The sequence below is a fragment of the Pseudomonas putida genome (assembly GCF_022627325.1).
In the GTDB taxonomy this organism is placed as follows: Bacteria; Pseudomonadota; Gammaproteobacteria; order Pseudomonadales; family Pseudomonadaceae; genus Aquipseudomonas; species Aquipseudomonas putida_X.
Window position 1 is genome coordinate 124,933 of record NZ_JAETZZ010000012.1, and the last position, 13,464, is coordinate 138,396.

The window sequence follows — 13,464 nt, forward strand, 5'->3', positions numbered from 1 at the left end:
CTCAATGGGTCAGCGGCAGAACCTGCCAGCGCCCGTCTTGCTGAATCAATTGCCGATCACAATCCGCCTCGAGAGCAGCACTCAACGGCTGGCCAGGCAGAGCCTGAACCACACGCTGGCCCTCGTTGCGCAACTGGCAGACCTGCTGCCAGAGGGCCGCGTCACCACTGTCGGGCATCCAGATGCCGCCAGTTGGCAATACGACCTCCGCTCGCCCCAGTGTGACCAGGGTCTTCAAATCCGTGGAGAAACCAGTGGCCGGGCGGGCCCGGCCGAAATCTGCGCCGATGTCGTCGTAGCGCCCGCCCTGGGCGATCGATTGACCTTCGCCAGGCACGAACACGGCGAACACCACACCGGTGTGGTAGTTGTAGCCACGCAGCTCGCCAAGATCGAAATACAGCGGCAGGTCCGGGTAGCGCGCGGCCAGGCGATCAGCTATCGCCAGCAGGTCATCCAGCGCCGCCAGCACGCTGGCTGGGGCGCGGCCCAGGCGCACACGGGCTTCGGCCAGCACTTCGCGGCCACCGCACAGCTCGACCAGCGCGCGCAGCATGTTGCTCAGGTCTTTCGGCAAGTCGGCAGTCAGTGCCTGCACTTCATCGACCGACTTGCGCTGCAGGGCATCGAACAGCTGCTGTTCGACTGCACCGGACAACCCGGCGGCGCGCGCCAGGCCACGGTAGATGCCGACATGGCCGAGGTCCATGTGCACATCCGCGACGTCGGTCAGTTGCAGCGTGGCGAGCATGAGGCTGATGACTTCGACATCACTGGTAGGGCTGGCGTCGCCGTACAACTCGGCACCCAGCTGGATCGGGCTGCGCGAGGTGGACAGGGCACGCGGCTGGGCGTGCAGCACACTGCCGGCATAGCACAGGCGGCTCGGGCCTTCGCGGCGCAGGGTGTGGGCGTCGATGCGCGCCACCTGCGGGGTAAAGTCGGCACGGAAGCCCATCAGGCGACCGGACTGCGGGTCGACCACCTTGAAGGTGCGCTGATCCAGGTCCTGGCCGGCGCCGGTAAGCAGCGACTCCAGGTACTCGATATGCGGGGTGACGACCAGTTCGTAGCCCCAACTCTGGAACAGGTCCAACACCTGACGACGCGCGATCTCGATACGCGCAGCCTCAGGTGGCAGTACTTCCTCGATGCCATCTGGCAGTAGCCAGCGGTCTACCGTTGCCATTACGCCATTTCCCCTCTGGTCCGGGCGGCTTGCCTGCAGGCGAGCCGTCAGTAAAGCAGGCATTGGCGCACAGCAGCAGGCAGCACTGATCCCAGCGCCGCCACCGTACCCAATACCCTCGAATTGCCTTGCGAACTGACCAAACCGTCAACTGGCGCTTTGCCAATCAACCTTGCAGACGCAAAAAAGCCGGGAAATTTCCCGGCTGCCTCATCATACACCCCTTTTTAATCAGGATGCACCCCGCCTGGTGTTTTAGCTGCCAGGCGGGGCACTTCCCGATCAGAGCATCAGGGCTTGCTCTTGTCCAGGAAGCGGAAGAACTCGTTCTTCGGATCCAGGACCAGCACATCGCTCTTGCTGGAGAAGCTGTCGCGGTATGCCTGAAGGCTACGGTAGAACGCATAGAAATCGGCGTCCTGGGTGTAGGCCTTGGCATAGATGGCGGCCGACTGGGCATCACCATCACCACGGGTTTCTTCCGCCTCACGATAGGCTTCGGCCAGCAGCACGCGGCGCTGACGGTCGGCATCGGCACGGATACCCTCTGCCAGCTCGTTACCCTTGGCACGATGCTCGCGGGCTTCCCGCTCACGCTCGGTGCTCATACGGTCGAACACGCTGCGGTTGACTTCCTTCGGCAGGTCGATGGCCTTGACGCGCACATCGACCACCTCGATACCCAGCTCCTTGCTGGCCATGCGGTTCAGCGATGCGGTGATATCAGCCATCAGCGCATCGCGCTCACCGGACACCACTTCGTGCAGGGTACGTTTACCGAACTGGTCACGCAGGCCGCTTTCCAGACGACGAGACAGACGCTCATCGGCGATCTGCTTGAGACCGGAAGTCGCGGTATAGAAACGCTCGGCATCCTGAACACGCCACTTGGCGTAGGCGTCGACCATCACCGCTTTCTTCTCCAGGGTCAGGAACCGCTGGGTCGGGGCGTCGAGGGTCATCAGGCGGGCGTCGAACCTGCGCACCTGGTTCACATAAGGAATCTTCACATGCAAGCCAGGCTGGACATCCGCCTGGACCACACGGCCGAATTGCAGCAGTACCGCACGTTCGGTCTGGGCCACGATGTAGAAGCTGTTCCAGGCCACGACAGCCAGCACCACAGCTGCGATCAGGGCGATCAGCGATTTATTGCTCATCAGCGGCTCTCCCTAGTGCGCATCTGCTGCTGTTGCTGTTGCAGGTCCTGCGCCGCACGTGCGGCCGCATCATTGGCCGATGGCGACACACCGGTAGCCGGCGCGGACTTGTTGCGACCGCTTTCGACCATCTTGTCCAGCGGCAGGTAGAGCAGGTTGTTCTGCCCATCCTTGGTTGCCACCATGACTTTGCTCGTGTTGCTGTAGACCTCTTGCATGGTCTCCAGATACAGACGCTGACGGGTTACGTCAGGGGCCTTGCGGTACTCGGCGAGCAGCTTGGTAAAGCGGTCAGCCTCACCCTTGGCGCGGGCGATGACTTCGTCGCGGTAACCGTTGGCGTCCTCGATGATGCGTTGCGCCTGACCACGGGCTTCCGGCACCACGCCATTGGCGTAGGATTCGGCCTGGTTACGGGCACGCTGTTCGTCTTCACGCGCACGGATCACGTCGTCGAAGGCTTCCTGCACTTCACGCGGGGCTGCCGCGCTCTGCACGTTGACCTGGGTGACGGTGATACCGGTACGGTAGTTGTCGAGGAAGCGCTGCAGGCGTTCGCGGATATCCACGGCCATCTGCTCACGACCCTCGGTCAACACCTGGTCCATCGAGGTGGAGCCCACCACGTGGCGCAGGGCGCTCTCGGTGGCATGCTGCAGGCTCACCTCGGGCTGGTCGACGTTGAGCACGAAGTCCTGCAGGTTGGTGATCTTGTACTGGACGGTCAGTGGCACCTCGACGATGTTCTCGTCTTCGGTGAGCATCTGGCCCTGCTTGGTGTAGGCACGCTCACGCGTGACGTTTTCCATGTACTTGCGATCGATCGGCGGGAAGTAGATGTTCAGGCCGGGACCGACCGTTTCATAGTACTTGCCGAAGCGCAGCACAACGGCCTGCTCCTGCTCGTCGACCACGTACACGGCGCTGTACAGCCAGATGGCAGCCAGTACCGCCAGGCCGATGCCCAGCAGGCCGTAGCCGCCACCCTTGCCGACATTGCGGTCACCGCCGCCACGTTTCTTGCCGCTGCCGAACATGCCATTAAGGCTGTCCTGCAGTTTGCGGAAGGCCTCGTCCAGATCCGGCGGGCCTTTTTTATCGCCACCGCCGCCACCACCACCGCGGCGACCGCCCCAGGGATCCTGATTGTTCGAGTTGCCACCCGGCTCGTTCCAAGCCATAGCGCTCTCCATCTGATAAAGCAAAGACGCGCCCACGGCGCGCCGTCCAATGCTACAGAATGCCTGCCACTGCTGCCCGACGACCTCGGCGGGCATTTATTGCAAAGTGTGTTGCTCGACAAACACTTGCGGCTCCATGCCTTCGCGGCTGACCAGGCGATTCAACTCGACCCTGGGCAATCGCACACTCAGCAGGCTGCGCCCTTCTTCGTCATGCTCTTCACTCTGCACCGCACCCAAGGCAAAGAATTGCGCGCGCAAGCGGGCAAAACGCTGCTCCAGGCACAGGGTACCGACAAAAAGATCATCCCCCAGCAATTCGGCAATGGCCTGACCAAGCAGGTCCAGGCCACGACCATCTCGAGCCGATACCCAGACCCGCTCCGGCTTGCCATCGGCATTGCGCTGGATCTGCGGCTCGACATCTTCAAGCAGGTCGAGTTTGTTATAGACCTCGAGTATCGGCAAGCCTTCGGCACCGATCTCGCCCAATACTGCCAGCACCTGCTCGATCTGCTCCATGCGCTCTGGCTCATGGGCATCGATCACATGCAGCAGCAGGTCGGAGTTGCTCGACTCTTCGAGCGTAGCCCGAAATGCCTCGACCAGCTTGTGCGGAAGGTGACGAATGAAGCCAACGGTGTCAGCCAGCACGATTGGCCCAAGGTCGTCGAGCTGGAGCCGGCGCAGGGTCGGGTCGAGGGTGGCGAACAATTGGTCGGCAGCGTACACATCGGATTCGGTCAGGGCGTTGAACAGCGTGGACTTGCCAGCGTTGGTGTAGCCCACCAGCGATACCGACGGAATATCCGCGCGCCGACGGCCCCGGCGAGCCTGCTCACGCTGGCTGCGAACCTTTTCCAGGCGTGACTTGATCTGGCGCAGGCGCACCCGCAGCAGACGCCGGTCGGTTTCCAGCTGGGTTTCACCCGGGCCACGCATACCGATACCACCCTTCTGACGCTCAAGGTGGGTCCAGCCGCGCACCAGCCGCGTGCTCATGTGCTCGAGCTGGGCCAGTTCGACCTGCAGCTTGCCTTCATGGGTACGCGCCCGTTGGGCGAAGATGTCGAGAATAAGCCCGGTACGGTCAAGCACGCGACACTCGAAGACGCGTTCGAGGTTACGTTCCTGGCTGGGCGTGAGGGTGTGATTGAAAATCACCAGATCTACCTGTTCGGCTTTGACCAGGTCGCGCAGTTCCTCGACCTTGCCGCTGCCAATCAGGTATTTGGCGGTAGGCTGATGCCTTGCCACTGTGACCAGCGAGACGATGTCGGCTCCGGCCGACAATGCCAGTTCCTGAAACTCCTGCGGGTCTTCGCGCGCCTCAGGGTTCTGACCTTCCAAGTGAACGAGCAGCGCCCGCTCACCACCACCGTGGCGCTCAAAGAACAATGCAGGCTCCTATCAGGCGTTGCCTGGTTCGCTGTCGCCGTGTTCGGAATCGGACGGGCTTGGCAGGCGAACCGGACGGGCTGGAACCACGGTCGAAATCGCGTGCTTGTAGACCATCTGGCTGACGGTGTTTTTCAACAGCACCACGAATTGGTCGAACGATTCGATCGAGCCCTGCAGCTTGATCCCATTGACCAGATAGATCGAAACCGGGACCTTTTCTTTTCTCAAGGTGTTCAAGTAAGGGTCTTGTAGCGAATGCCCTTTTGACATATGCCGCACTCCTGTAAGGATAAATAGTAGAAAATCAGAAAAATCGATAAGTTAGGCCGCCCCTTCGCAAGAATAGACGGCAATCAGCAGGGACTCAGCTCAATATGGAGATGGCCCCAAGGTATTTCAAGGTGCGGGACAGATTGTCGCAGGCCAGGCTGTCGAGCCAGTGCACGTCGGACCAACCGCGCAACCAGGTGAACTGCCGCTTGGCCAGCTGGCGAGTAGCAATGATACCGCGTTCTCGCATCTCATTCTCAGTCAGCTTGCCGTCGAGGTAGTCCCAGACCTGCCGATACCCCACTGCCCGTATAGACGGCAGCCCGGCGTGCAAGTCACTTCTGGCTCGCAGCGATCGGACCTCGTCGACGAAGCCCTGTTCCAGCATCTGCGAAAATCGTAACGCAATTCGCTGATGCAAAATGTGACGATCTGTGGGAGCAATCGCCAAACTCGCGACAGTATAGGGCAAATGCCCACCAGCGCATGCGTCTGCGCCGCTACTTTCCGCGAATTGACGCTGGCGATGGGCTGTCATGCTCTCGCCACTCACCTGGTAGACCTCCAGCGCACGGATCAGGCGCTGAGGGTCGTTGGGGTGGATGCGTGCGGCGGACTCCGGGTCCACTTCGGCGAGCTGGCGATGCAGCTCGGCCGAACCCAGCGCCTGCGCCTGGGCCTCGAGCGCGGCTCGCACCCCGGCATCGGCGGGCGGCATGTCCGCCAGGCCATCGATCAAGGCCTTGTAGTAGAGCATGGTGCCGCCCACCAGCAGCGGGACTTTGCCTCGCGCGGTGATCTCGGCCATGGCCTGAAGGGCATCGGTGCGAAACTGCGCAGCCGAGTAACTCTCGGCAGGGTCGCGAATATCGATAAGACGATGTGGATGGGCAGCCAAAACCTCTTTTGAGGGTTTGGCGCTGCCGATGTCCATGCCGCGGTAGACCAGCGCCGAGTCGACGCTGATCAGCTCGCAGGGCAAGACCTTGGTCAGCTCGATGGCAAGGTCGGTCTTGCCGGCCGCCGTCGGGCCCATGAGGAATATTGCTGGGGGCTTGCCGCTCATGTCATCGACCGCGCAGGAAAAGTTTGTCCAGGTCGTCCAGGCCCATTTGGGTCCAGGTCGGTCGGCCATGGTTGCACTGGCCGCTACGCTCGGTGTTTTCCATGTCACGCAGCAGGGCGTTCATCTCAGCAACCGCCAAGCGCCGGTTGGCACGCACGGCACCGTGGCAGGCCATGGTACCGAGCAGTTCGTTCAAGTGCGCCTGAATGCGATCGCTGGTGCCGTACTCCATAAGGTCGGCAAGCACATCCTGCACCAGGCGGTTGGCCTCGGCCTGCTTGAGCAGCGCAGGAATCTGGCGGATCGCCAGTGTCTCGGGGCCCAGGCGCTGCAACTCGAAGCCCAGACGCTGGAACCACTGGGCATGCTCCTCGGCGCAATCGGCCTCACGCTGGCTAAGCGCCAGCGACTCGGGCACCAGCAGCGGCTGGCCACTCAACCCCTCGCTGGCCATCGCCACCTTGAGCCGCTCGTACATGATCCGCTCGTGGGCTGCGTGCATGTCCACCAGGACCAGGCCGGCAGCGTTCTCGGCGAGGATGTAGATGCCTTTGAGCTGAGCCAGGGCATAGCCTAATGGCGGAATGTCGCCCTGGCTCTGCGGCAACGACGCGGGCGCTGCGGCGTCATCGTTCAGTGGCTTGTAGAACTCGCGGTAGACCGCCTGGGCCTCGGCAGCGGGCAACGGCTGCGATGGGCGGGGGCTGTACTGATACTGGTAACCGGCGCCACTGCCGCCGTTGGAAATCGAATGCTGGGGCACCTGGGGTTGCTCGAGCACAGGCGAGGCCAGGCGCATCTCGCCTTGCGGGCCGAATTCGCCCGCCTGTTGCCCCGTTGGGCGGACGACCTCGGCAGCGGCGGCCGGCGCCGAGGCCAGATGGTCTTCCGGGCGCACGTCGGCCAAGGCACGGTGCAGCGTGCCATAGAGAAAGTCGTGAACCGAACGCCCCTCACGGAAACGCACTTCGTGCTTGGTTGGGTGCACGTTGACGTCGACGCCGTTGGGCTCAAGCTCAAGGAACAGCACGAACGTCGGGTGACGACCATTGAACAGGACGTCACGGTAAGCCTGACGCACCGCATGGGCTACCAGCTTGTCGCGCACCGCACGGCCGTTGACGAAGAAATACTGGAGGTCTGCCTGGCTGCGCGAGAACGTCGGCAGGCCGACCCAGCCCCACAGGCGCAGGCCGTTACGCTCGACATCGATCGGCAGCGCCTGCTCCATGAAGCCCCCGCCACAAATGGCGCCGACTCGCCGCGCACGGGCCGTTTCATCATGCGCTTCATGCAGGCTGAGGATGCTCTTGCCGTTGTGCCGCAGGTGGAAGGCCACATCGAAGCGGGCCAGGGCCAGGCGCCGGATGACTTCCTGCAGGTGGTCGAATTCGGTCTTCTCGGCCTTGAGAAACTTGCGACGGGCCGGGGTATTGAAGAACAGGTCTCGTACTTCCACCGAGGTGCCGACAGGATGCGCAGCAGGCTGCACTCGCGGGGTCATGTCGCGACCTTCGGTCTCGACCTGCCAGGCTTCGCTCGCATTGGCAGTGCGCGAGGTGAGCGTCAGGCGCGCCACCGAGCTGATCGAGGCCAGCGCCTCGCCACGGAAGCCCAGGCTCAGCACCCCTTCGAGGTCTTCCAGTTCGCGGATCTTGCTGGTGGCATGCCGGGCCAGGGCCAATGGCAGGTCGTCGGCAGAAATACCGCTGCCGTCGTCACGTACCCGCAACAGTTTGACGCCGCCCTGCTCCACCTCGACATCGATGCGCCGGGCGCCGGAATCGAGACTGTTCTCCAACAACTCCTTGGCCACAGAAGCCGGGCGCTCGACCACCTCACCTGCGGCAATCTGGTTGGCCAGCCGCGGGCTTAGCAGCTGGATGCGTGAACCACCGCTCATTGCTGCGAAGCCAGGGTCGTTGAGGGAATATTGAGGTGCTGGCCGACCTTCAGCTGATCACTCTTGAGGCTATTGGTATTGCGCAGGCTAGCCACGCTGACCTGGTAGCGCACGGCGAGCATCGCCAGGGTCTCACCTGGGCGCACCGTGTGTTCACGCGGCCCTTGGGCGATCTTGCCGCTGTCGCGCATCCAGGCAATGTAAGTGCCAGGCGGCGGGTTCTGCTGGAAGTACTGGCGCACACCGGTGTGGATCGACCGGGCCAATGCCTGCTGATGGCTGCGCGTGGCCAGCTTGGCAGCTTCATTATTGTTGGAGATGAACCCGGTTTCGACCAGGATCGATGGAATATCCGGCGACTTCAGTACCATGAAGCCCGCTTGCTCCACACGCCGCTTGTGCAGCGAGGTGATACGCCCCATGTTGCCCAGCACTTTTTGCCCGACGTTGAGGCTGGAACTGAGCGTTGCGGTCATCGACAGGTCGAGCAGCACACCTGCGAGCATGCGATCTTTGTCGTCCAGGCTGACGTTACCCGCGCCACCGATGAGGTCGGAGCGGTTTTCTGTGTCGGCCAGCCAGCGGGCGGTCTCGGATGTGGCGCCACGGTCGGACAGGGCGAATACCGAGGCGCCGAAGGCAGCCCGCGACGGAGCAGCGTCGGCGTGGATCGAGATGAACAGGTCGGCGCCTTTCTTGCGGGCAATCTCGGTACGTTTGCGCAGCGGAATGAAGTAGTCACCGGTACGGGTCAGTTCGGCACGGTAGCCCTTCTCGGTATTGATCTGACGCTGCAGCTCCTTGGCGATCTGCAGCACGATGTCTTTCTCATGCTGACCACGCGACCCCGAAGCCCCCGGGTCCTCACCGCCATGACCCGCGTCGATGGCGATTACGATGTCACGCTTGCCGCTGGGTACAGGTGGCAGTTTGATCGCGGGCTGGGCCGGGCTGACCGGTACCGCTGGCGTGGTCGCCGGGGTTTGCACAGGCGCAGGCGGTGCAGCAGGTGCCGAGGCGGCGATGGCATCGGCTTCCTGGTCGTACAGGTCGACGACCAGGCGGTTGCCGTACTGGGCGTTGGGTGCCAGGGTGAAGCTTTTGGGCGTGACCGACTTTTTCAGGTCGACCACCACGCGCAGATCGTTAGGCGTACGTTGGGCGGAGCGCACGTTGCTGATGGGTGTATTGGAGGTGGCCACGTTCAACGGCGCCGCCAGTGTCGCGCCATTGATATCGATGACCAGGCGATCGGGTGCGCTGAGGGTGAAGACGCTATGCTGCACGGGGCCAGACAGGTCGAAGACCAGCCGCGTGTTGTCCGGTGCGCGCCACAGGCGCATGCTCTTGACTTGAGTGACGGCCATAGCGTCGACGGTCACCGCTGTCAGCAGCAGCCCAACTACAGCGACCAGTGCGCGTATGCGCATACCTACCCCACTTACTGTTTATAGTGTTTGGCCAGCGCAGTGCACCAGGCCTCGCCGCGAGCCCCCTGCGGCGAAAGGATCAGCGAGCGTCCGCCCGCTTGGGGGCTTATGGTAATGGTCAGGTCAGGCTTTGGCAAAACGCCCGCACCCTTTTCTGGCCATTCGAACAGGCACAGCGGATCTCCCTCGAAGTAGTCGCGAATGCCCATGAACTCCAGCTCTTCCGGATCGGCCAGGCGATACAGGTCGAAATGGAAGGCACGTACGTCACCAATCTCGTAAGGCTCGACCACGGTGAAGGTCGGGCTTTTCACTGCACCAGTATGGCCCAAGCCGCGAATAAGGCCACGGGACAGCGTCGTCTTGCCCGCACCCAGGTTCCCCTCGAGAAAGATGATGCCGCGACCGCCGGTCACCTCGGCCAGTGATGCACCGAATGTGACGGTGGCCTCTTCATCGGCCAGAAACAGGGTTATGCCAGACACGCAGAATGCTCCTCCAACAACTCACGAATGACCGGCGCCAGATCACTGGCCGCCAGGCCTCTACCTTTCACACCCAAACGCTCGCCGGCACAGGCGTGCAGCCACACCCCAAGACCTGCGGCGCACCAGGCATCCAGCCCTTGAGCCAACAACGCCGCCAGCACACCGGTGAGCACGTCACCCAAGCCTGCCCCCGCCATCGCCGGATGCCCGCGCTGGCACAGGGCCAACTGCCCCGATGGGTCCGCCACCAGTGTACCGGCGCCCTTGAGCACGCAAACACTGGCATAGCGGCGCGCCAGCTTGCGCGCCGCGCCCGCCCGGTCGGCCTGCACCGCCTCGGTTGAAATGCCCAGCAGCCGCGCAGCCTCCCCCGGGTGCGGGGTGAGGATGCTGCCACTGGGTAATGCCAGGGGCGTGCGCGCCAGCAAGTTGAGCGCATCGGCATCCCACACCTGCGGCCGCTCGGCATTGGCGACAGCCGACAGCAGGCTACGCCCCCAGGCGGCCTGGCCCAGCCCCGGGCCGACCACCAGCACCGACGCGCGCTCCTGCACGCCCATCAGCTGGTTGGCCGAGCTCACGCCCAGGCACATCGCTTCTGGCACACGGGCAAGGGCTGGGGCAACGTGCTCGGGCCGCGTTGCCACACTTACCAGCCCAGCGCCGCAGCGCAGTGAGGCTTCGGCGCTCAGCAGCACTGCGCCACCGGTACCGAGGTCGCCGCCCACCACCAATACGTGGCCGAAGTCACCTTTATGGGCGTGCGGATGCCTGGCGGGCAGACGCGGGACGGTCACGCTGCTGAGCAGGAGTGGGGCATGGCTTGGGTGCTTGGTCTGCGGCATGGGGTCAAAGGCTCCAATGTCTGGCAGAATTATACCCACCTGAGCCCGTATTGCCTTGCCCATCCATGTCCGCTTGCACACTTGACCTCGCCGCCCTGGCCCAATCGATCAAAAATTGGGGCCGAGAACTCGGTTTTGCCCACGTCGGCATCGCCGGTGTGGACCTTGGCGAGCACGAACAGCACCTGCAGCGCTGGCTCGACGCAGGTTACCAGGGCGAGATGGAATACCTGGCCGCTCACGATGGCAAACGCGCCCACCCCGACCAGCTGATCCCTGGCACCGTGCGGGTGGTTTCGCTGCGCATGGACTACCTGCCCGGCGATACACAGATGGCGCAACGCCTGGCCCAGCCGGAAAAAGCCTACGTCTCGCGCTATGCCCTTGGCCGCGACTACCACAAGCTGGTGCGCAAACGCGTGCAGCACCTGGCCGATCGCATCCAGGAAGACATCGGCCCGTTCGGCTACCGGGCATTCGTCGACAGTGCTCCGGTGCTGGAAAAGGCCATTGCCGAACAGGCGGGGCTGGGCTGGATCGGCAAGAACACCCTGCTGCTCAACCGCAAGGCAGGTAGCTACTTCTTCTTGGCCGAACTTTTCGTCGACCTGCCGCTGCCCGTAGACGAGGCGCATGCCAGCGAGCATTGCGGGCGCTGCCAGGCGTGCCTGGACATCTGCCCGACCAAGGCCTTTGTCGGGCCCTATGTGCTGGATGCCAGGCGCTGCATTTCCTACCTGACCATCGAATTGAAAGGCGCCATTCCTGTGGAGCTGCGCGCGATGATGGGCAATCGGGTGTTCGGTTGCGATGACTGCCAGATCGTCTGCCCGTGGAATCGTTTTGCACGACCCACCCAGGAAAACGACTTCCAGCCCAGGCATGGCCTGGAGAATGCCGAGCTGGCCGAGATGTTCATGTGGGATGAAAAGACATTTTTACGCAAGACCGAAGGCGGGCCGCTGCGGCGCGCCGGGTATGAGCGCTGGCTACGCAACCTGGCAGTGGGGCTGGGCAATGCGCCTTCGACGATTCCGGTACTGGAAGCCTTGAAGGCCCGCCGGGAAGACCCTTCGCAACTGGTGCGTGAACATGTGGAGTGGGCGCTGGCGCGGCATGGCATTACGTAGCCGGGGGCGCAAAGCAGCCTCAGGCGTTCACTGCTGGTCGTTGTAGTGAAACTTGGGCATTTCCCAATGGAAGCGGATCGCCAATAGCCGCACCAGGAACCCACCAAACAAGGTCAGCAGCATGGCCTGCTCTGCCGGCACCTTGAAATACACACAGCCCAGGTAGAACCACGCTGCGGCAAACGACACGCTGGCATACAGCTCGCGCCGGAACACCAGCGGGATATCGTTGCAGAAAATATCCCTGAGGATCCCGCCGAACACCCCTGTAATGACGCCACTGATCGACGCCACCAACATGCCCTGCCCCATCTCGAGCGCAGTCATGCAGCCAATCAGGGTGAAAGCCACCAACCCCAAGGCATCCAGCACCAGGAACAGCGACCGCAGGCGGCGCATCATCGGTGCGATGAAAATCGTCAGCAGCGCGGCGAAGCTGGTCAGCACCAGGTATTCCGGATGCTTCACCCAAGTCAGTGGGTAGTGCCCGAGCAGCACATCACGCACCGAGCCACCACCCAGTGCAGTCACACAGGCGATCAGCACCACGCCAAACCAGTCCATACCGCGCCGCCCGGCGGACAGAGCGCCAGTCATGGCTTCGGCAGTGATGGCGATAAGGTAGAGCATCAACAACATGGCGCGGGTCCGTGCGGGAAAGGCGCGCAGTCTAACCAGTTGCCCAAGGCACCAAAAGAGGGCGCACGCACATTCTATGCGCCCGCTTTCACCTCACACCTTGATGAAGTGCGTGCGGTAGTGGCGCAGTTCGGCGATCGACTCGCGGATATCGTCCAGCGCCAGGTGGGTGCTGCCCTTCTTGAAGCTGTCCCGCACGTCCGGTGCCCAGCGCGCAGCCAGCTCCTTGACTGTGGAGACATCGAGGTTGCGATAGTGGAAGTAGTTTTCCAGGCTGCGCATATGGCGATAGAGGAAGCGGCGGTCCTGGCAGATGCTGTTGCCACAGATCGGCGACTTGCCTTTGGGGACCCATTGCTCCAGGAAGGCGATGGTCTGCGCTTCGGCCTCGGCCATGCTGACCTTGCTTTCGCGTACACGCTGGGTCAACCCCGAGCCGCCGTGGGTGCGGGTATTCCACTCATCCATGCGCGCCAGCACTTCGTCACTGTGGTGGATGGCGATCACCGGCCCTTCGGCCAGCGTGTTCAGCTCGCTGTCAGTGACGATGGTGGCCATCTCGATGATGACGTCGGTGTCCGGATCCAGGCCGGTCATTTCCAGATCGATCCAGATCAGGTTCTGTGGGTTCTGCATGAAGGGCTCCTCGTATAGGCCGTCATAGTAGCCTAGCGGCATGGACCAGCGCATTCCCGGCGCAAAGGTAACCAGAATGGTCCGCCGCCCGTCGTGCTAAACTGCCTGCCGCTTTCAATGCCCCAC

13 protein-coding genes are annotated in these 13,464 nt (G+C 62.8%); 1 reads left to right on the forward strand and 12 read right to left on the reverse strand.

Features of this window, described 5'->3' with window-relative positions; genetic code table 11:
• Position 1: 1 nt before the first annotated feature.
• The 10 genes from JNA92_RS19315 to JNA92_RS19360 form a co-directional block, all read right to left on the reverse strand.
• Positions 2–1,189 (reverse strand): ATP phosphoribosyltransferase regulatory subunit, encoded by a 1,188-nt coding sequence (locus JNA92_RS19315; RefSeq protein WP_241806243.1) that lies wholly within the window; start codon positions 1,187–1,189, stop codon positions 2–4.
• A gap of 290 nt (positions 1,190–1,479) precedes the next feature.
• A complete protein-coding gene (gene hflC, locus JNA92_RS19320) occupies positions 1,480–2,349 on the reverse strand; it encodes a protease modulator HflC (RefSeq protein ID WP_241806244.1) in 870 nt (289 codons plus the stop codon).
• On the reverse strand, positions 2,349–3,530 hold the full coding sequence (gene hflK / locus JNA92_RS19325; RefSeq protein WP_241806245.1) for an FtsH protease activity modulator HflK: 1,182 nt from the start codon (positions 3,528–3,530) through the stop codon (positions 2,349–2,351). The genes hflC and hflK overlap by 1 nt, the downstream gene beginning before the upstream one ends.
• Positions 3,531–3,626: 96 nt before the next feature.
• A complete protein-coding gene (hflX, locus tag JNA92_RS19330) occupies positions 3,627–4,928 on the reverse strand; it encodes a ribosome rescue GTPase HflX (RefSeq protein ID WP_241806246.1) in 1,302 nt (433 codons plus the stop codon).
• A gap of 12 nt (positions 4,929–4,940) precedes the next feature.
• Positions 4,941–5,201: an RNA chaperone Hfq gene (hfq, locus tag JNA92_RS19335; RefSeq protein ID WP_003258160.1), complete on the reverse strand. Its 261-nt coding sequence runs from the start codon at positions 5,199–5,201 to the stop codon at positions 4,941–4,943.
• A 94-nt stretch (positions 5,202–5,295) separates the two neighbouring features.
• On the reverse strand, positions 5,296–6,267 hold the full coding sequence (miaA, locus tag JNA92_RS19340) for a tRNA (adenosine(37)-N6)-dimethylallyltransferase MiaA (protein WP_241806247.1): 972 nt from the start codon (positions 6,265–6,267) through the stop codon (positions 5,296–5,298).
• 1 nt (position 6,268) lies between these two features.
• Entirely contained in the window at positions 6,269–8,170 is a 1,902-nt protein-coding gene (gene mutL, locus JNA92_RS19345) for a DNA mismatch repair endonuclease MutL (protein ID WP_241806248.1), read from the reverse strand.
• The gene (locus tag JNA92_RS19350) at positions 8,167–9,600 is read right to left on the reverse strand and encodes an N-acetylmuramoyl-L-alanine amidase (protein ID WP_241806249.1); all 1,434 of its coding nucleotides are present in this window, start codon (positions 9,598–9,600) and stop codon (positions 8,167–8,169) included. Before JNA92_RS19350 ends, mutL begins: the two co-directional genes overlap by 4 nt.
• 11 nt (positions 9,601–9,611) lie before the next feature.
• Complete coding sequence (tsaE, locus tag JNA92_RS19355; RefSeq protein WP_241806250.1) at positions 9,612–10,085, reverse strand: tRNA (adenosine(37)-N6)-threonylcarbamoyltransferase complex ATPase subunit type 1 TsaE; 474 nt, start codon at positions 10,083–10,085, stop codon at positions 9,612–9,614.
• Positions 10,073–10,933, reverse strand: coding sequence for an NAD(P)H-hydrate dehydratase (locus tag JNA92_RS19360; RefSeq protein ID WP_241806251.1), 861 nt, complete (start codon positions 10,931–10,933; stop codon positions 10,073–10,075). Before JNA92_RS19360 ends, tsaE begins: the two co-directional genes overlap by 13 nt.
• Positions 10,934–10,998: 65 nt before the next feature.
• Between JNA92_RS19360 and queG the strand changes: the two genes are divergently transcribed.
• Positions 10,999–12,063, forward strand: coding sequence for a tRNA epoxyqueuosine(34) reductase QueG (gene queG / locus JNA92_RS19365; protein ID WP_241806252.1), 1,065 nt, complete (start codon positions 10,999–11,001; stop codon positions 12,061–12,063).
• Positions 12,064–12,090: 27 nt separating this feature from the next.
• Here queG and JNA92_RS19370 read toward each other — a convergent pair whose 3' ends face one another.
• The gene (locus JNA92_RS19370) at positions 12,091–12,702 is read right to left on the reverse strand and encodes a trimeric intracellular cation channel family protein (protein ID WP_003249516.1); all 612 of its coding nucleotides are present in this window, start codon (positions 12,700–12,702) and stop codon (positions 12,091–12,093) included.
• A 93-nt stretch (positions 12,703–12,795) separates the two neighbouring features.
• Entirely contained in the window at positions 12,796–13,338 is a 543-nt protein-coding gene (orn, locus tag JNA92_RS19375; RefSeq protein ID WP_241806253.1) for an oligoribonuclease, read from the reverse strand.
• Positions 13,339–13,464 lie beyond the last annotated feature (126 nt).